Source organism: Caldicellulosiruptoraceae bacterium PP1, from assembly GCA_041320695.1.
Taxonomy (GTDB): Bacteria; Bacillota; Thermoanaerobacteria; order Caldicellulosiruptorales; family Caldicellulosiruptoraceae; genus JBGGOQ01.
In genome coordinates this window covers 708,546-726,547 of the sequence record JBGGOQ010000001.1, presented here as the reverse complement: position 1 = coordinate 726,547, position 18,002 = coordinate 708,546, and the positions used below count along the sequence as shown (strand labels likewise).

Sequence of the window (18,002 nt, the reverse complement as noted above, 5' to 3'; positions counted from 1 at the left end):
TAGCTTATAAAACAATTATACCAAAAAAATTGAAAAATATAAAAAATAGATATATACTGAAAGTAAAAAAAATTGCAAAAGAAATTGAGGGTGAAATTGACTATGAATATATTAGTGACTGGCGGGGCTGGATTTATTGGTTCTCATATAGTTGATAAGTTAATTGAACTAAATCATAATGTATGCGTAATTGATAATCTTTCTACTGGGAAGATAGATAACCTTAATAGAAATGCAAGATTTTATAAAGATGATTTGAAAAATAATTTAGAATATGTATTTGAAGAAAATAAATTTGATGCAGTAATACATCAAGCTGCTCAAACAAGTGTTTCAAGATCTATGGAAGATTCAAAATTAGACTTAGAGTCCAACATACTTGGAACATTAAATATATTGAATTTATGTAAAAAATATAATGTAAAAAAGATTGTTTATGCTTCATCAGCAGCTATTTATGGAACACCACAATATCTTCCAATAGATGAAACTCATCCAATAAATCCAGAATCATTCTATGGAATATCAAAATATACTCCAGAGATGTATATAAAGGTATTTGCACAATCATATAATATTAGGTATGTAATCTTACGTTATGCAAATGTTTATGGTCCAAGGCAAGACCCATTTGGAGAAGGTGGAGTTATTGCAATATTCTCTGAAAGAATGATCAATAATAAAGATGTAATAATATATGGTGATGGCAGTCAAACAAGAGATTTTGTTTATGTTGAGGATGTTGCAAATGCCAATGTATTAGCATTAGAATACAGTGAAAATGGAGTATTTAATGTAAGCACTGATAATTCTATTTCTATTAATAATTTATTCAAACAAATGGCAATTTTATCAGATTATAAAAAGATGCCTATATATGAAAAGGAACGTTTAGGTGACATAAAACATTCAAGACTAAATAATAAAGAAATATTGAAAAATCTTATTTGGGAACCTAAATATACTATTGTTGAAGGCTTACAAAAAACAATCAACTTTTTCAAATCTAATGTTTATTAAAATTGTTTCATGGGTATATTCTTTGGTGTAATTATAATTATTTAAAGTTTTCATTATAATCTCATTTAGCAGAAAGGAGAAAAAGATTTGATAAATAGAGGATTTAGATATCAAACAGGTGAAATAAAAGATGTTGCAGCCTTAATGAAATCGGGACAAATACCTGAAATAGATATTGATATTCCTGATGAAGTAGAAGAAGTTATAAAAGATTTAAAAGATTTTGGGCTTGCTTTAAAAAATGATATTAAAGATACAGAAGCTGTTAATAAAGAAGAACATAGTGATTTTATGTTTAGAATGACTTTTATTAATCTTGAAAATAAAAAAGAATGTTATCTTGATTTTTATGAAGCTCCAAAAGAAGAAAAAGAGGGTTATGACGAGATTTTTTGGGGATAATAAATGATGATATTATGCCTTATATAAAAAGGTTGACAAATGATGAGTAGTATAATAAAATAAGCTATATTTATTGATGAGGTGAAAAATATGGATATGTTTTCTGATAATGTTATAACATTAGTTGATGAGGATGGAAAAGAAGTTAACTTTGAAATGCTTGATAGAGTTAACTACGAAGGTAACGATTATATAGTATTATTACCAGTAGAAGAAATGGAAAAAGGCGAAGAAGAAGAGGCAGAGGTTGTTATTCTTAGAATTGAAGATAGAGATGGAGAAGAGGTTTACGTTGGTATAGATGATGAAAACGAATTAGAAGAAGTTTTTGAAATATTCCAACAACATCTTGAAGAAGATGATGATTTTGATGTAGAAGATGATGAATAATTGAAAATAAAGCACGTTTTAAAAACGTGCTTTATTTTTTGTAAAATTAAATAAATAAATGGTATAATATTTAAAAAGTAACATAACTAAATAAAGAGGTGCTTGGCATGAAGAACTTAGTAAAAAAAGCTATTATTCCTGCTGCAGGATTGGGTACACGTTTTTTGCCAGCTACTAAAGCACAACCAAAAGAAATGTTACCAATTGTAGATAAACCAACAATTCAATATATAGTTGAAGAAGCTCTGTCTTCAGGAATTGAAAGTATTTTAATAGTAACAGGTAGGGGTAAAAGAGCAATTGAAGATCATTTTGACAAATCATTAGAGCTTGAAGAAGTATTGTCAAAAAAAGGTGATAATTTAAGCTTAGATATGATACAGAAAATTTCAGATTACAATGTTCATTACATACGTCAAAAAGAGCCAAGAGGTTTAGGTGATGCAATATTTTGTGCAAGGCTATTTATTGATGATGAACCATTTGCAGTATTGCTTGGTGACGATATAATCATTTCTGAAGAGCCATGTTTAAAGCAATTAATAAAAGTGTATGAGGAATATAGGACAACAATTTTAGGTGTTCAGCAAGTTCCTCAGGAAGATGTTAGTAAATATGGTATTGTTGCTGGTAAACAGATTGAAGATAGAATTTATAAAGTTAAGGATTTAATTGAAAAGCCATCAGTTACTGAGGCACCATCAAATATAGCTGTTTTGGGAAGATACATTATTACTCCAGAAATTATTAATATTCTTTCTAATACAAGTGCTGGTGTTGGTGGTGAAATACAGCTTACTGATGCACTTAAGGAACTTTCGAAAAAAGAAGCAATGTATGCATATGAATTTAAAGGTAAAAGATACGATGTTGGGAATAAATTAGGATTTTTACAAGCAACTGTTGAGATTGCATTAAGCAGGACTGATATTGGTCCTGATTTTGAAAACTATTTAGTTTCACTTATTGATGGTAAGAATTACAAACAAAAAATAAAAGAACTTGAAAAAGCTCTTAATGTTGAATAGATTAAACATATTTCGAGGTGTAAGATTATGAGAATCGGAATTGATGCAATGGGTGGAGATAATGCTCCTCATGAGATAATAAAAGGTGCTATTGAGTTTATTAACAAAAATACGACTCACCAACTTTTTTTATTTGGCAAAACTGAAGCAATAAATAATGGAGAAATTAATATAAAGGAATACACAAATATAGAGTTAATTGATTGCCCAGAAGTAATTGACTTTAATGATGAACCTGTAAAAGCAATTAGAACTAAGAAAAATTCTTCTATTGTTAAAGGCTTTCAGTACCTAAAAAACAATAAAATTGATGCATTTATATCGGCAGGCAATACTGGAGCTTTGCTAGCAGGAGCAACACTTATTGTGGGTAGAATAAAAGGTATAGACAGACCAGCATTGCTTACATTAATTCCTGCGAAAAATGGCAAGTTTATATTGATTGATGCAGGCTCTAATGCAGATTGTAAACCAATTAATCTAGTTCAGTTTGCTTATATGTCATCTATTTATATGGAAAAGGTATTAAATGTTAAGAATCCTACAGTAGGTCTTTTAAATATTGGGACTGAAGAAGAAAAAGGTAATGAACTTATAAAAACAACGCATAAAATGCTTAAAGAAACTAAAGGAATAAATTTCATAGGCAATGTTGAAGCAAGGGATATCCCATATAAAGTAGCTGATATAGTTGTTTGTGATGGATTTGTTGGAAACATTGCTCTTAAACTTATGGAAGGCATGGGACTTATGTTTTTTGATACCTTAAAAGAGATAGCAATGCAAGACTTTAAATCAAAAATTGCAGGGTTACTCTTAAAGCCAAAGCTAAAATTGCTTAAACAGAAATATGATTATCATGAGGTTGGTGGAGCTCCACTTTTAGGTATTGATGGCGTTGTTTTTAAATGCCATGGTAGTTCAGATGCCAAGGCTATATATAATGGAATCAAACAAGCTGTTGAATTCTATGAAAAGAAAGTTATAGATACAATAAAAGAAAATGTAATTATTGAAAATAAATAGGGTTGACTATATAATAATTTTGTAATATTATGGATTTCGATATATATTTGGAGGTGTAAATATGAGCGATACTTTTTCAAAGGTAAGAAGTCTAATTGCTGACAAATTAAACATTGATGAGGAGAGTATTACTGAGAATTCATCTTTTATAAAAGATTTAGGTGCTGATTCATTAGATCTTGTTGAGCTTATTATGCAGTTTGAGGAGGAATTTGATTTAGAGATTCCTGATGAAGAGGTTGAAAAGATTAAAACAGTTGGAGATGCTGTAAGGTATATTGATAGTGTAAAATAATTTGACTTTACCCCTTTTATATACTAAAAATATAAAAGGGGTAATATTTTTTGGAGTGATATTTATGAAAGATTTAGAAAAAAAAATAAGCTATAGCTTTAAGAATAAAGATATTTTAAAAAGAGCACTTACACATAAATCATTTACACAAGATGATATTGACTGTTATGAAAGATTAGAGTTTTTAGGTGACGCAGTTTTGGAACTTATTATTAGCCATCACCTTTTTGAAAAATATCAATTAAGTGAAGGTAGCCTTACAAAAATGAGAGCTATTATTGTATGTAAGGACTCGCTTTATAAGGTTTCTCGAAAATTAAATTTTGATAAATATTTGATTTATAATAAAAATGACAATAGTACTGATATAGCTTCTAATAAATCCATATTATCAGATATTTTTGAAGCTATTGTTGGAGCTATTTATATTGATGGTGGATATGATTTTGCTAAAAAATTTGTTCTTGATAATTTATCTCAAATAATTGAGCTTGCTGCAAATGGAACAATGTATTATGACTATAAAACAAAGCTTCAAGAACATGTTCAAAAATTTAAGTTAGGGCAGGTTATTTATAACACAATTAAGGATAAAAAAGATGAAAAAAGATTTTTGTCAGAAGTATATATTGATAACAAATTATATGGAAAAGGAAATGGAACAAAAAAGAAAGATGCTGAACAAGAAGCAGCAAAACAGGCTCTTTTAAAGTTAGAAGGTGGACAAAATGAAGCATAGAATAATTCCTATTTTCATACCACAAATGGGATGTCCTTTTCAATGCATTTTTTGCAATCAACATATAATATCTGGTGAAAAAAATGAAATTACATTTGAGAGAATTACAAACCAAATCAAAGAAGGAATAGAAGTAAATAATGGTAGTGTTGAAGTAGCATTTTATGGAGGGAATTTTACAGCCATTGATATTTTTTATCAAAAAAGATTTCTTGAAATTGCAAACTCTTTTGGAAATGTTAAAAGCATCAGAATATCAACAAGACCAGATTGCATAAATAAAGAAATATTATACTTTTTAAAAGAATATAATGTAAAAACAATAGAGCTTGGAATACAAAGTATGTTTGATGAAGTGCTTATGGCATGCAATAGAGGACATACTTCCAATGATAATATAAAGGCAATGGAACTTATTAAAGAATTTGACTTTATACTTGGAGTTCAAGTTATGGCAGGTTTGCCTCAAAGCAATTTTGAAAAGGATATTGAAACAGTTAGGAAAGTAGTTAAATATAAACCAGATATTGCACGTATTTATCCTACTCTTGTAATAAAAGATACCTATCTTGAAAAGATGTTCAAAGAGGGAAAATATAAGCCTCTTGATTTAGAAGATGCAATATATATTTCAGCAAAAATGAAATTAGAATTTATATTAAATAATGTAAAAGTAATAAGAACAGGGCTTCAAGCAACTGATGAGATTAATTGTGATAAAGATGTGATTGCAGGTCCATTCCATCCTGCTTTTGGTGAACTTGTAGATTCAGAGATAATTTATAATATTATAATTAATTCAATTGAAGAAAAAGGGATTAATACAGATTATATTGAAATTTATAGCCACACAAAAAACATTTCTAAAATTATTGGAATCAATAAGTGTAACATATATAGATTTAAAAGTCAGAAAAATATTATTGTGAAAGTTATACAGAACGAAACTATTAACATTGAAAAAATTGTAATTAATAGTTTTAATTATAAACCTTATGAAATTTATATAAATAATTTATAGATTTAAATAAAAAATATTTTTCTGAGCCTTGATATGCAAGTTCAAGGCTCTTTTTTTAACATAGATTTAACATAGTCTTTATTTTAGTTTAACATTAAACATTTAGACTAAAAATATAAAAGTAATAAATATATTAAGGGGTGTATAAAATTGAGAAAAATAAAGCTTATCATTTTAATGCTTATTATATCTGTACTTTTAATTTCATTTTCTGGATGTCAAAAAAGAATTAAAGAAGGAAATACAAGTAAAAATATAATAACAATAGCAGGTTCTACTTCTGTTCAACCACTTGCAGATGAGCTTGCAAAAAGCTATATGGATAAAAACCCTCAGGTTCAAATTCAGGTCCAAGGTGGAGGGTCTTCAGTAGGGATTAAATCAGCAAAGGATGGAATAGCTGATATTGGAACATCATCAAGGGAGTTAAAAGCTGATGAAAAAGGATTACACCAATATGAGATTGCTATTGATGGAATAGCTATTGTTGTTCATCCAGATAATAAAATTAATAACCTCACCGTTTCACAGATAAGGGACATATATACTGGTAAGATTACTAACTGGAAAGAGTTAGGCGGGAATGATGCAAAGATTACTGTTGTTACAAGAGAAGAAGGTTCTGGTACAAGAGGAGCATTTGAAGAGCTTGTTATGGATAAAAAACCTATAATTGATAGTGCAGTTGTTCAGCCAGCTACAGGCTCTGTTAAACAAACTGTATCACAAGATAAGAATGCTATTGGATATATTTCGGTTGGGGTTTTAGATAATTCAATTAAGGTAGTATCAGTAGAGAATGTTATGCCAACTGAAGAAAATATTAAAAATAAAATATATAAGATACAAAGACCATTTTTATTCTTAACAAATAAAGAACCAAGTGGTGTTGTGAAAGATTTTATTGATTTTGCTTTAAGTAGTGAAGGTCAATCAATTGTTGAAAAACATCATTATATAAAAGTTAAATAAGAGGGGTTATTCATGAAAAAAGGATATGAAAATGCAATTAAATATATACTATTAATTTGTGCATTTATTTCAATACTAAGTGTTATATTAATTACAATCTTTATTTTTAAAGAAGGCAGCGGGGTTCTTTTAAAATATGGAATTTTAAAATTTCTTTTAGGTGAAAAGTGGGCACCACTATCAGGGACTTTTGGCATATTTTCAATGATAATAGGAACATTAACTGTAACCATTGGTGCACTTATTATTGGAGTTCCTATTGGGCTTGCAACAGCTATTTTTTTATCTGAATTAGCAAACAAAAGAGTATCAAAACTTATAAGGCCGTTTATTGAGCTTTTAGCAGGGATACCATCTGTTGTTTATGGATTTTATGGGCTTATGGTATTAGTTCCCATTATTAGAGAAAGTTTTGGTGGATCTGGTTTTAGTATTTTAACATCATCAATAATATTGGGGATAATGATACTTCCAACAATTATAAATATATCTGAAGTATCCCTAAGGTCAGTTCCCAAGGAATACAAAGAAGGTTCACTTGCACTTGGTGCAAACCATTGGCAATCTATAATTAAAGTAATTTTACCTGCTGCAAAGTCTGGTATTTTTACATCTATTGTACTTGGAATGGGAAGAGCAATCGGAGAAACTATGGCAGTGATTATGGTCAGTGGTAATAGTCCAAAAATACCAAACAGTATATTTGACCAAGTAAGAACATTAACAGGGAATATAGCAATAGAGATGGGATATGCGAGTGGAGATCACGCAAAAGCATTATTTGCAACAGGGATTGTCTTATTTATTGTGATTATTATTTTAAACTCAATAGCATTGGTATTCTCTAAAAAAGCAGGTGAAATAAAATGAAAACTGCAAAAATAAAACAAGGTATAGCATTTTCTATTATAGTTTTCTTTTCAATATTAACAATTTTCTTATTAGTCACAATATTATTTCATATACTTAAAAATGGACTGGGAAGCTTAAGCCTTTCATTTATAACTGATTTTCCAGAGGAAATGGGTAAAAGTGGTGGTATATTCCCAGTAATAATTGGCACAATATATGTAACAATATTAGCAGTATTGATTTCGACACCAATTGGTGTTTTATCTGCTTTATATCTTACTGAATACGCTAAAAAGGGTAAAATATTATCTTTTATTAGATTTGGAACAGAAACTTTAGCAGGTATACCTTCAATTATATATGGCTTATTTGGATTTTCATTTTTTGTAATATTCTTAGGTTTTAGATGGTCAATACTCTCAGGTGCATTAACATTATCAATAATGATTTTGCCCACTATAATAAGAACATCAGAGGAAGCAATTAAAACAGTACCATTGTCTTATAGAGAAGGAAGCCTATCACTTGGAGCATCAAAATGGCAAACTATTGTTAAAATTGTTATTCCATCAGCAATACCTGGTATAATAACAGGGATAATACTTGGACTTGGGAGAGCTATCGGTGAAACTGCTGCAGTATTATTGACTGCTGGTAGTTCTTTGAACCTTCCTGCAGATATTTTTAGTGCAACAAGAACAATGTCAGTGCACTTATATATTTTAGCCTCAGAAGGTATTTCAAAAGGTAATGCTTATGCAACAGCAACATTACTTATTATACTTATTCTTGTAATTAACTTTGGTGCAAACTATATTTCAAATAGAATTAACAGATTTAATATGAGATAATTTTTATTCAGAAAAGAAGGAATTTTTTTCTTTGTGTTGAATTATATATTTATGTAATGTAGAAAATTTCATATCATTATTTACAGGAGGTTAAGAAAAGTATGGAAGTTCTAAAAGTTGCTGCTAATTCCAAACCACAAAAGGTTGCAGGTGCATTAACTGCTGTTATTAAAGAAAAAAGAAGTGCTGAACTTCAAGCTGTTGGTGCAGGTGCAGTTAACCAAGCTGTAAAAGCAATTGCAATTGCAAGAGGTAAGGTTGCTCCAAATGGTATTGATTTAGTTGTTATTCCAGCTTTTTCTGAGATTAAAATTGAGGATGAAGAAAGAACAGCAATAAAATTTATTGTTCAAGCAAGGTAAAATTAAACTAAACTTAAAGCAGGTAGTTTTGATGAATTTAACTGCCTGCTTTTTTATTTATAGAATTTATCATAAATTTCTGTTAAAATATTTACTGTTTCATTTTTCTTGGAGGAAGCATTTATGTACATAAAATGGATAGAAATTTATGGTTTTAAATCATTTTATGAAAAGACAAAGATTGATTTTAATAAAGGAATTATGGCAATAGTTGGCCCTAATGGTAGTGGGAAAAGCAATATAACTGATGCAATAAAATGGGTTTTAGGTGAACAAAGCATAAAGAATTTGAGACTTTCAAAAATGGAAGAAATTATCTTTGCCGGTTCAGAAAAAAGAAAACCCCTTGGCTTTGCTGAGGTCTCAGTATGCATTGATAATTCTGACAAACTACTTAATATTGATTTTGATGAAGTTGTAATTACTAGAAGGGCTTTTAGAAATGGTGAAAATGAGTATTTTTTAAATAAATCAGCTTGCCGGCTTAAAGATATCTATGAGGTTTTATTTGATTCTGGTCTTGGCAAAGATGGGTTTTCAATAATTAGTCAAGGAAAAGTTGATGAAATTATTAATGCAAGAAGTATTGATAGGTTTAAAATTTTTGAAGAGGCTTGTGGTGTTACAAGGTATAAGTTTAGAAAAGAAGAAACAGAGAAAAAACTTAAAAATACCAATGAGAATATACAAAGAATAGAAGACCTTATTAATGAAATAGAACTTCAAAAAAATGATATAGAACCAGAAAAGCAAAAAGCAGAAATATTTATTGAATACAAAAATAGTTATGATAATCTATTTAAACAAAAGTTAAAATATAGTTATTATAATTTATCTTTAGAACTTGAACAGCTCTTAGATGAAATATCAAAAGTTGAAAATGATCTAAATGATATTTATAATAAGTTACAAACTTATAAAGAAGATATTAGTAATAGAAGCAACAAGTTAGAGAACATAATGTTAGAAAAAAATGATATTGAAAATAGATACTCTGAATTAAAGGAGGTTATTAATAACTTAAATTCAAAGATAAAAATCCAAACAAATGAATTAAATATAATAACACAAAACAATAATATCTTAAAAAACGAGATTGAAAATCTTGAAAACGAAATAAAGCAAAAGATAGAGCAAAAACAGAAATTTAATGATGATTTTGAATTAAAGAATAATATATTTTTACAATTAATAAAAAGTGTAAAAGAATACGAATCAAAGTTTAAAACTCAAATGGAATATGTTAGTAAATTAGAAGATGACTGTTACAATAAAGAGATTGAATTAATTGAGATATTAAATAACATAGAAAAAAATCAACAAAAGATTCAAAATCATAAAAAACTACTTGAACAGTTAATAAAAAGATTATCTGAGATTGATAAAGAGATAGATTCTGATTATAATGAGTTAAATAACATTGATAAAGAAATTACAAATACAAATAATAAAAAGCAAACTTTGTTGGATACTTTATTGCAGAAAAAACAACAATTAAATGAGATAAAACAATACATAGATGAATTGGAAAATAGTCTTAATAAGATTAATGATGAGATAAAAAAAGCTTCTAGTAACCTTATTCAAAAGCAAGAAAAATATAAGCTATTAAACAATATGGAAAATTCATTTGAAGGATATAATAAAACTATAAAAGATATCTACAAAAGAATTAAGGACCTTAACGTTACCTTTTATGGAACAGTTGGTTCTTTGATATCTGTAAAAAAAGAGTACTTAAAATGTGTAGAAGTGAGTTTAGGATCAAGTATTCAGGATTTAGTTGTTGAAAAAGAAGAAGATGCTAAGAAAATAATTGATTTGGCACGTAATGAAAAGCTAGGGAGAGTAACAATTATACCAATAAATGCTGTTGAAGAAAATCAAGCTAAATATAATATAAAAGCAAAAGGGTTTCTTGGGTTTGCAGACAAATTTGTTCAGATTGATGAGAATTTCAAAAAGGTTATAACTTTATTGATTGGTAAAATTTTAGTTTTTGATAACATTGATAATGCTATTAATTTTGAAAAAAGCAACAACTATAAATATAAATGCGTAACATTATCAGGTGAAGTAATCAATCCTGGTGGCATATTTAGTGGTGGTGAGAAAAAATTTGACTCATCAATATTATCTCGAAAGATAGAAATTGAAGAATTAAAATCAGATATTGACAATCTAAAACAATTTATTGAAAATTTTGAAAATAAAAAAATTGAAATTGAAGAAAATAAAAAAAGTTTTATCTTGAATTTAGAGAATTTGAAATTAGATATTGAGAACATAAATTCAGATATTTCTAAATTAGAGAATCAATATGAAATGCAGCTATTTAAAAAAGCCCAGATAAATCAAAAGATAAAAAGATTAGAAAATGAAAAAAGGTTTATGTTCAGTCAAAAAGAGGAATTGGAAAAAGAGATAAATGAATGCCAAAAAATATTATTAAATTTAAATGAAAATTCTAAAAAAGCTGAAAGTGATATACTAATCCTTAAAAATCAAATTTCAGAAAATAAAAATCAATTAGAAATGTTTCAAAATAAATATAATGAGGAAATAGAACAAAAAAATAATATTGAAATGGATATTAAGCTATTACATGAAAAAATTAAAAATATTGAAGAAGTAATAGAATCATTATCACAAAATATTTCAAATAAAAAAAATGAATATATTGAGTCTAATAAAAAGATAGATTTAATAAATAATCAAATTGTTGTTCTTCAAGATGAATATGAAAGTTTTTCAATTAAATTTAAAGAAATACGGAAGCAAAGAGATGAAATTAACCTTTTACTAACAGAAAATGAAAAAGTTTTAAAAGAAAAAGAAAAAGAAGTTTTTGAAATTAACAAAGTCAAAGATCAGTTAGAAAGCAATCTAAATAGATTAAAAATTAAAGAAGTTGAATTGAACTCTCAAATAGATTATATAAAAGAAAAGTATTTAGAAAAAACAAATGAATCAATTTCAAAAGAAGCTGTAACATGGAATGAAAATTACGAGCAAGAACTAATAAAGATAAAAGAAGACATAGAAAAACTTGGCCAAGTCAATCTTGGAACAATTGACCAATATCAAAAACTAACTGAACGAATTAATTTTTTGAATGACCAAATAAAAGATTTAAGTAAAACAAAAGATGAATTACTAAAGTTGATTGATCAATTAGATAAGAATATGCACAATATATTTTTAGCTAATTTTGAAAAACTTAAACTGCTTTTTGAAGAAACTTTTGCAGCACTTTTTAACGGTGGATATTGCAACTTAAAACTGGTTAAGGAAAATGAACAGTTTGGCGTTGAGATTGAAGCAAAACCACCAGGTAAAAAAACCCAGACATTAAGTTTATTATCAGGAGGAGAAAAAGCCTTAACTGCTATTGCTTTATTGTTTTCTTTTTTAATTTTCAAAGGTTCTTCATTATGCATATTAGATGAGATTGATTCAAGTTTAGATGAGGTTAATGTTCAGAGATTTGCAAGATTTATTAAAGACACTTATAGCCAGGGACAGGTTATTATTGTAACTCACAGAAAACCAACCATGGAGATAGCAGATTTAATGTATGGGGTTACTATGGAAGAACAAGGGATATCAAAAATATTATCTATAGATATGCATAACATAAAATAGAAAGGATGATTATTAATGGGTTTATTTGACAGATTGAAAGAGGGACTTCAGAAAACAAGAAAGAATATTACTGAAAAGGTAGATAATTTATTTAAATCATTTAGAAAAATTGATGATGAACTTTTTGAAGAATTAGAAGAAATACTTATTATGGCTGATGTAGGAATTACTACAACGCAAAGAATTATTGATGATTTAAAAGACAAAGCAAAATCATTAAAATTAACCGAATCTGAAGAATTAAAAGAACAATTAAAAAAAGAGATAGCAAATATTATTGGTGAAAAGGAAAGTTTAAAAAAAGGTTGGCCTCTTGTTATTTTTATGGTTGGTGTAAATGGTGTTGGTAAGACAACAACAATTGGGAAAATAGCTACAAAGCTCAGAAATCAAGGTAAAAAGGTTATAATTGCTGCAGCAGATACATTTAGAGCCGCTGCAGCTGAACAGCTTGATATCTGGGCAAAAAGAGCAAACTGCGAGATTATAAAACACGCTGAAGGAGCTGATCCTGCAGCAGTTGTATTTGATGCAATTCAAAGCTTAAAAGCCAAAAAACATGATGTTTTGATAATTGATACAGCAGGTAGGCTTCATACTAAGAAAAATCTAATTGAGGAGTTAAAGAAGATAGATAGGGTAATAAAAAGAGAGCTTCCAGATGCAACACTAGAAACACTATTAGTTATAGATGCAACAACAGGTCAAAATGGTCTTATTCAAGCTAAAGAATTTAATAATGCAGTTGGAATTTCTGGTATTGTGTTAACCAAGCTTGATGGAACAGCAAAAGGTGGAATAGTTATAGCAATATCAAATGAAATGAAGGTTCCAGTTAAATTTATAGGTGTTGGCGAAGGTATTGACGACTTACAAGAGTTTGATCCAAAAGAATTTGTAGAGGCACTATTTGGGTAAAATAGAAATAAAAAGTAGTCTTGCTACAATGCAAGGCTACTTTTTATATATTAAATAACTCATCCTCAATTGCTTCAATATCCTTTATAACAATAATATCCTTATCAAAATCAATTATACCTTCTTTTTTAAGATTTATTAGCTCTCGTGATAAAGAAGGCCTTTGCACTCCTAATTTTTCAGCTAAAATCTTTTTTGAAGTATTTAATTTAATTGAAAGTGAATTTGTTTTTTCATACTCTTTATATATTAAGTCAAGAAGTTTTATTCTTAATGTATCTAATGATAACTCCTTTATTTTTTTATTAAGCATCAAAATTCTATTTGATAACTGATTTGCAAAGTTTTCAATAAATTTTGAATCTGTTTTACATAACTTTATTATTGATTCTTTTGATATGAAAACAATTGAGCAATTAGTTGCTGCAAAAATTGTTGCAGGATATCTATTATTATTAGAAAAAATCAAAGCCTCTCCAAAGATATCTCCTTCGTGTAATGTTGTTATAAGATATGATTTGCCAGATGCTGATATCTTTTTTATCTCAATAATTCCTTCTATAATAATTCCTAATGAAGAACATTCATCATCCTCGAAAGCTATTATCTCATCTTTTTGATATCTTTTTTCTATATATAAAAAATTATTTTGATTTTCTAAAATTTTATTTATATCAATTCCTTTAAATAAAACACACTTCCTTAAACCATCCAAAATTTTCTCCAAAAAAATCACCACTTTTTTTTAATGTGTAACATATGTTACTACATTCTTATTTTAAAATATGTAAAATAGAATTGCAAGTAAATCAAGGAGGATAGTCGGAAATGTTAAGAAAAATAATAAAAATAGATGAAGAAAAGTGTAATGGTTGTGGTCTTTGTGCAAATGCTTGTCACGAAGGTGCAATACAAATTATAGACGGTAAAGCAAAACTAATATCAGAGGAATACTGTGATGGTCTTGGAAATTGTTTACCAGTATGTCCTACAGGTGCTATTAGCATAGTTGAAGAGGATGTAAAACCATTTAATCAAGAACTTGTTGAACAAAGAATGCAAAGTCATCATAATACTCATGGCTTTTCATGCCCAGGTTCAAGACAGATAAGTATTACAAGAGAACAAAGATCTGAGGTCCCAAAAGTTGAAAAACAAGTAGAAAAAAATATAGAATTAGAATCTCAGCTTCAAAACTGGCCTGTACAATTAAACCTTATTAACCCTTATGCAAGCTATTTAGATAATGCAGATTTATTAATAGCAGCTGATTGTACTGCATTTGCTTATGCAAATATTCATAATGAGTTTATGAAAGACAAAGTAACACTTATAGGTTGTCCTAAATTGGATAATGTAGAGTATTATAGGGAAAAATTAATAGAGATTCTATCTAACCATGATATTAAAAGTATTACTGTTCTTAAGATGGAGGTTCCATGCTGTGGTGGAATTGCAAAGATAGTTAAGGATGCAATGTTAACAGCACAAATAATTGTTCCATATAATGAGGTAACAATCACCATAAACGGTGATATAAAAAAATAAATTAGTGGTATAAAAAAATAGAATAAAGATTTTGGAGGTATGTATTATGGTAGAAACTCAAATGTTTTGTTATCAGTGTGAGCAGACAGCTGGCGGAAAAGGATGCGTTAAAGTAGGTGTTTGCGGAAAAGATAATAGAGTTGCAACACTACAAGATTTGCTTCTTTATCAATTAAAAGGAATTGCCTTTTTAGGTGATAAGCTTTTAAAACAAGGCAAAGAAATTGACCAAGAAACTATCAAATTTATGATGGATGCCTTATTTGCAACACTTACAAACGTAAACTTTTCAGAATCCCGCTTTATAGACTATATAAATGATGCAGACAAGCTAAAAGAAAAACTAAAATTTGCTGTTGGTAAGATTGAAGGATTTATTCCTGAGGCAGTAAATTATAGACCACCAAGTAATGTAGATGATATGATTAATGACGGCAAAAAAGTAGGAATAATGGCAGAAGAGATGGACGAAGATATTCGTTCTTTAAGAGAGTTATTAATCTATGGTCTTAAAGGTATGGCAGCATATGCTCATCATGCATACGTTCTTGGATTTCAAGATGACCAGGTTAATAAGTTTTTCTTTACAGCACTTTCTAAAACGCTTGAGAAAGATTTGACTATTGATGAGTTATTCAACCTAAACATGGAACTTGGACAAGTAAATTTAAAATGTATGGAAATACTTGATAAGGCTAATACTTCAGCATACGGTCATCCTGTTCCAACTGAGGTTATAACTACAAAAAAGAAAGGTCCATTTATAGTTGTATCAGGACATGATTTGAAAGATTTAAAAGAGTTACTTGAGCAAACTGAAGGGAAAGGTATAAATATCTATACTCATGGAGAAATGTTACCTGCTCATGGATATCCAGAACTTAAAAAATATAAACATTTGGTTGGGAACTATGGTGGAGCATGGCAAGATCAGCAGAAAGAATTTGATGGAATACCTGGTTGTATATTAATGACAACAAACTGTTTACAAAAACCAAGAGATAGCTATAAAGATAGAATATTCACAACAAGTGTTGTTGGATTTGAAGGTATTCAGCATATTGAAGAAGTTAACGGTAAAAAAGATTTTACTCCAATTATTAATAAGGCATTAGAACTTGGTGGATGGCAAGAGGATGAAGAAGAGAAAAAGATTCTTGTTGGGTTTGGACACAATACAGTTTTATCTGTAGCAGGAAAGATTATAGATGCAGTTAAAGCTGGACAGATTAAACACTTCTTCTTAATTGGTGGTTGCGATGGAGCAAAACCGGGAAGAAATTATTATACAGAATTTGCTGAAAAAACTCCAAAGGATACACTTATTTTAACATTAGCATGCGGTAAATTTAGATTCAACAAAAAAGACTTTGGTACAATTGGAGAATTCCCAAGATTATTGGATGTCGGGCAATGTAATGATGCATATTCAGCAATAGTTATTGCTGTTGAACTTGCTAAGGCATTTAATACTGATGTAAATTCACTACCACTCACGTTAGTATTATCATGGTTTGAACAGAAGGCTGTATGTATTTTACTAACATTACTTTCACTTGGAATAAAGAATATCTACTTAGGACCATCACTACCAGCCTTTGTATCACCAAATGTATTACAAGTTTTGGTTGAAAAGTTTAATATAAAACCAATATCAAATGCAGAAAATGACCTAAACGAAATTTTAAATAAGTAATATTGAATCAAAAAGCGGTTATTCCCAAATGTTAAAAAGGGATAACCGCTTTTTTTATAATTCGGTTATTGACAAAAGAAATCTAAGATGTTAAAATTAAAAACAAACAATTTTGATAAGAATAGTAGGAATTAGAATGGAGGTGTTTTTATTGAGAATAAGTAAAGCAAAATATCTTATAATAGCTATTATAATTAATCTAATATTTATTTTGGCTTTTTATTTTTACATAAAAATTGACAGAGAAGCTTTACAAAATAATAATAAATCTTTAAACACAATTCGAATTGCACATTTTGCAAATCTAACACATTCACAAGCACTTATTGGCAGAGAAAAAGAATATTTTCAAAAACAATTTGGAAAAAAAATAAAAATTGAATGGAAAGTATTTAATGCAGGTTCTTCAGAGATAGAAGCATTTCTTGCAAATGAGGTGGATATAGGATATATCGGACCAATACCAGCTATCAATGGATATATTAAATCACATGGAGATTTAAAGATAATAGCAGGAGCAGCTGATGCAGGTGCTATTTTAGTTTCAAGGAAAGGTGTGAAAATTAATTCTATTAAAGATTTAAATGGGAAAAAAGTATCAATACCTCAATATGGAAATACTCAAGACCTACTTTTAAGATATCTACTAAAAGATAATGGTATGAAAGATATTACAAAAGGTGGAAAAGTAGAGATTATTCAAGTAGAAAATCCTGACGTACAAATATTATTTAGTAAAGGTGAAATAGATGCGGCACTATTACCAGAACCTTGGGGAACACTTTTAATCAACAAAGAAAATGCCAATCTTGTTTTTGATTACAATAGAATTTTTAATGATGGAAAATATAGTTCAGCAGTTGTTATTGCAAGGACTGATTTTATTAATAAACACCCTGATATTGTAAAAAAATTTTTACAAGCCCATGTAGAAGCAACAGAGTATATTAACAAAAACAAAAATGTAGCAATAAATGAAATAAACAGCCAAATAAAAAAGCTTACTAAAAAGGAAATTGAACAACAAGTTTTAAAAGATTCATTAAATAGAATCATTATAACTTATAATCCAGAAAAAAAGTCATTATTAGAGTTTAAAGATATATTATCTGAAATAGGTGTGATTGATAAAAATTCAAATATTGATAATATATTTCATTTAACAATATTAAACCAGATTCTTAAAGAAAAAGGCTTAGGGACGATAGATTAAATATGATTTACTATTGAGGTGAAA

At 28.4% G+C, this 18,002-nt stretch carries 18 protein-coding genes; 17 read left to right on the top strand and 1 reads right to left on the bottom strand.

Features of this window, described 5'->3' with window-relative positions:
- Nucleotides 1-102: 102 nt before the first annotated feature.
- The 14 genes from ACAG39_03800 (at nt 103) to ftsY (ending at nt 13,521) form a co-directional block, all read left to right on the top strand.
- The gene (locus ACAG39_03800; GenBank protein MEZ0536360.1) at nt 103-1,020 is read left to right on the top strand and encodes an NAD-dependent epimerase/dehydratase family protein; all 918 of its coding nucleotides are present in this window, start codon (nt 103-105) and stop codon (nt 1,018-1,020) included.
- 87 nt (nt 1,021-1,107) lie between these two features.
- Entirely contained in the window at nt 1,108-1,422 is a 315-nt protein-coding gene (locus ACAG39_03795) for a hypothetical protein (GenBank protein ID MEZ0536359.1), read from the top strand.
- 90 nt (nt 1,423-1,512) lie between these two features.
- Nucleotides 1,513-1,812 carry a DUF1292 domain-containing protein gene (locus ACAG39_03790; GenBank protein MEZ0536358.1) on the top strand — a complete coding sequence of 100 codons (300 nt, stop codon included), beginning with the start codon at nt 1,513-1,515 and terminating at the stop codon, nt 1,810-1,812.
- 107 nt (nt 1,813-1,919) lie between these two features.
- Entirely contained in the window at nt 1,920-2,840 is a 921-nt protein-coding gene (galU, locus tag ACAG39_03785) for a UTP--glucose-1-phosphate uridylyltransferase GalU (GenBank protein ID MEZ0536357.1), read from the top strand.
- A 27-nt stretch (nt 2,841-2,867) separates the two neighbouring features.
- A complete protein-coding gene (gene plsX / locus ACAG39_03780) occupies nt 2,868-3,866 on the top strand; it encodes a phosphate acyltransferase PlsX (protein MEZ0536356.1) in 999 nt (332 codons plus the stop codon).
- Between the two features lie 61 nt (nt 3,867-3,927).
- Nucleotides 3,928-4,161 (top strand): acyl carrier protein, encoded by a 234-nt coding sequence (locus ACAG39_03775; GenBank protein ID MEZ0536355.1) that lies wholly within the window; start codon nt 3,928-3,930, stop codon nt 4,159-4,161.
- Between the two features lie 64 nt (nt 4,162-4,225).
- The gene (gene rnc, locus ACAG39_03770) at nt 4,226-4,900 is read left to right on the top strand and encodes a ribonuclease III (protein MEZ0536354.1); all 675 of its coding nucleotides are present in this window, start codon (nt 4,226-4,228) and stop codon (nt 4,898-4,900) included.
- Nucleotides 4,890-5,921, top strand: a complete 1,032-nt coding sequence (locus tag ACAG39_03765; protein ID MEZ0536353.1) for an elongator complex protein 3 — start codon at nt 4,890-4,892, stop codon at nt 5,919-5,921. The genes rnc and ACAG39_03765 overlap by 11 nt, the downstream gene beginning before the upstream one ends.
- A 150-nt stretch (nt 5,922-6,071) precedes the next feature.
- Nucleotides 6,072-6,893, top strand: coding sequence for a phosphate ABC transporter substrate-binding protein (locus ACAG39_03760; protein ID MEZ0536352.1), 822 nt, complete (start codon nt 6,072-6,074; stop codon nt 6,891-6,893).
- Nucleotides 6,894-6,905: 12 nt separating this feature from the next.
- Complete coding sequence (gene pstC / locus ACAG39_03755) at nt 6,906-7,763, top strand: phosphate ABC transporter permease subunit PstC (protein ID MEZ0536351.1); 858 nt, start codon at nt 6,906-6,908, stop codon at nt 7,761-7,763.
- Complete coding sequence (gene pstA, locus ACAG39_03750; GenBank protein MEZ0536350.1) at nt 7,760-8,596, top strand: phosphate ABC transporter permease PstA; 837 nt, start codon at nt 7,760-7,762, stop codon at nt 8,594-8,596. The genes pstC and pstA overlap by 4 nt, the downstream gene beginning before the upstream one ends.
- 101 nt (nt 8,597-8,697) lie before the next feature.
- Nucleotides 8,698-8,958 (top strand): stage V sporulation protein S, encoded by a 261-nt coding sequence (locus ACAG39_03745; GenBank protein ID MEZ0536349.1) that lies wholly within the window; start codon nt 8,698-8,700, stop codon nt 8,956-8,958.
- Between the two features lie 123 nt (nt 8,959-9,081).
- Nucleotides 9,082-12,603: a chromosome segregation protein SMC gene (gene smc / locus ACAG39_03740; GenBank protein ID MEZ0536348.1), complete on the top strand. Its 3,522-nt coding sequence runs from the start codon at nt 9,082-9,084 to the stop codon at nt 12,601-12,603.
- Nucleotides 12,604-12,618: 15 nt separating this feature from the next.
- Nucleotides 12,619-13,521, top strand: coding sequence for a signal recognition particle-docking protein FtsY (gene ftsY / locus ACAG39_03735; protein ID MEZ0536347.1), 903 nt, complete (start codon nt 12,619-12,621; stop codon nt 13,519-13,521).
- A gap of 43 nt (nt 13,522-13,564) precedes the next feature.
- Here the strand turns inward: ftsY and ACAG39_03730 are convergent, their stop codons facing one another.
- Nucleotides 13,565-14,248: a Crp/Fnr family transcriptional regulator gene (locus tag ACAG39_03730; protein ID MEZ0536346.1), complete on the bottom strand. Its 684-nt coding sequence runs from the start codon at nt 14,246-14,248 to the stop codon at nt 13,565-13,567.
- 101 nt (nt 14,249-14,349) lie between these two features.
- On the opposite strand from ACAG39_03730, the gene ACAG39_03725 reads away from it, so the two are divergent.
- From ACAG39_03725 to ACAG39_03715, 3 genes are all read left to right on the top strand, one after another.
- Complete coding sequence (locus ACAG39_03725) at nt 14,350-15,069, top strand: ATP-binding protein (GenBank protein ID MEZ0536345.1); 720 nt, start codon at nt 14,350-14,352, stop codon at nt 15,067-15,069.
- 46 nt (nt 15,070-15,115) lie between these two features.
- Entirely contained in the window at nt 15,116-16,765 is a 1,650-nt protein-coding gene (gene hcp, locus ACAG39_03720; protein MEZ0536344.1) for a hydroxylamine reductase, read from the top strand.
- Between the two features lie 151 nt (nt 16,766-16,916).
- Nucleotides 16,917-17,978 (top strand): aliphatic sulfonate ABC transporter substrate-binding protein, encoded by a 1,062-nt coding sequence (locus ACAG39_03715; protein MEZ0536343.1) that lies wholly within the window; start codon nt 16,917-16,919, stop codon nt 17,976-17,978.
- Nucleotides 17,979-18,002 lie beyond the last annotated feature (24 nt).

What these genes read in the sequence shown, in the direction of transcription:
- ACAG39_03800 (MEZ0536360.1), top strand. Translation starts at nt 103, where the DNA reads ATGAATATATTAGTGACTGGCGGGGCTGGATTTATTGGTTCTCATATA.
- ACAG39_03790 (MEZ0536358.1), top strand. Translation starts at nt 1,513, where the DNA reads ATGGATATGTTTTCTGATAATGTTATAACATTAGTTGATGAGGATGGA.
- galU (MEZ0536357.1), top strand. Translation starts at nt 1,920, where the DNA reads ATGAAGAACTTAGTAAAAAAAGCTATTATTCCTGCTGCAGGATTGGGT.
- plsX (MEZ0536356.1), top strand. Translation starts at nt 2,868, where the DNA reads ATGAGAATCGGAATTGATGCAATGGGTGGAGATAATGCTCCTCATGAG.
- ACAG39_03775 (MEZ0536355.1), top strand. Translation starts at nt 3,928, where the DNA reads ATGAGCGATACTTTTTCAAAGGTAAGAAGTCTAATTGCTGACAAATTA.
- rnc (MEZ0536354.1), top strand. Translation starts at nt 4,226, where the DNA reads ATGAAAGATTTAGAAAAAAAAATAAGCTATAGCTTTAAGAATAAAGAT.
- ACAG39_03765 (MEZ0536353.1), top strand. Translation starts at nt 4,890, where the DNA reads ATGAAGCATAGAATAATTCCTATTTTCATACCACAAATGGGATGTCCT.
- pstC (MEZ0536351.1), top strand. Translation starts at nt 6,906, where the DNA reads ATGAAAAAAGGATATGAAAATGCAATTAAATATATACTATTAATTTGT.
- pstA (MEZ0536350.1), top strand. Translation starts at nt 7,760, where the DNA reads ATGAAAACTGCAAAAATAAAACAAGGTATAGCATTTTCTATTATAGTT.
- ACAG39_03745 (MEZ0536349.1), top strand. Translation starts at nt 8,698, where the DNA reads ATGGAAGTTCTAAAAGTTGCTGCTAATTCCAAACCACAAAAGGTTGCA.
- smc (MEZ0536348.1), top strand. Translation starts at nt 9,082, where the DNA reads ATGTACATAAAATGGATAGAAATTTATGGTTTTAAATCATTTTATGAA.
- ftsY (MEZ0536347.1), top strand. Translation starts at nt 12,619, where the DNA reads ATGGGTTTATTTGACAGATTGAAAGAGGGACTTCAGAAAACAAGAAAG.
- ACAG39_03725 (MEZ0536345.1), top strand. Translation starts at nt 14,350, where the DNA reads ATGTTAAGAAAAATAATAAAAATAGATGAAGAAAAGTGTAATGGTTGT.
- hcp (MEZ0536344.1), top strand. Translation starts at nt 15,116, where the DNA reads ATGGTAGAAACTCAAATGTTTTGTTATCAGTGTGAGCAGACAGCTGGC.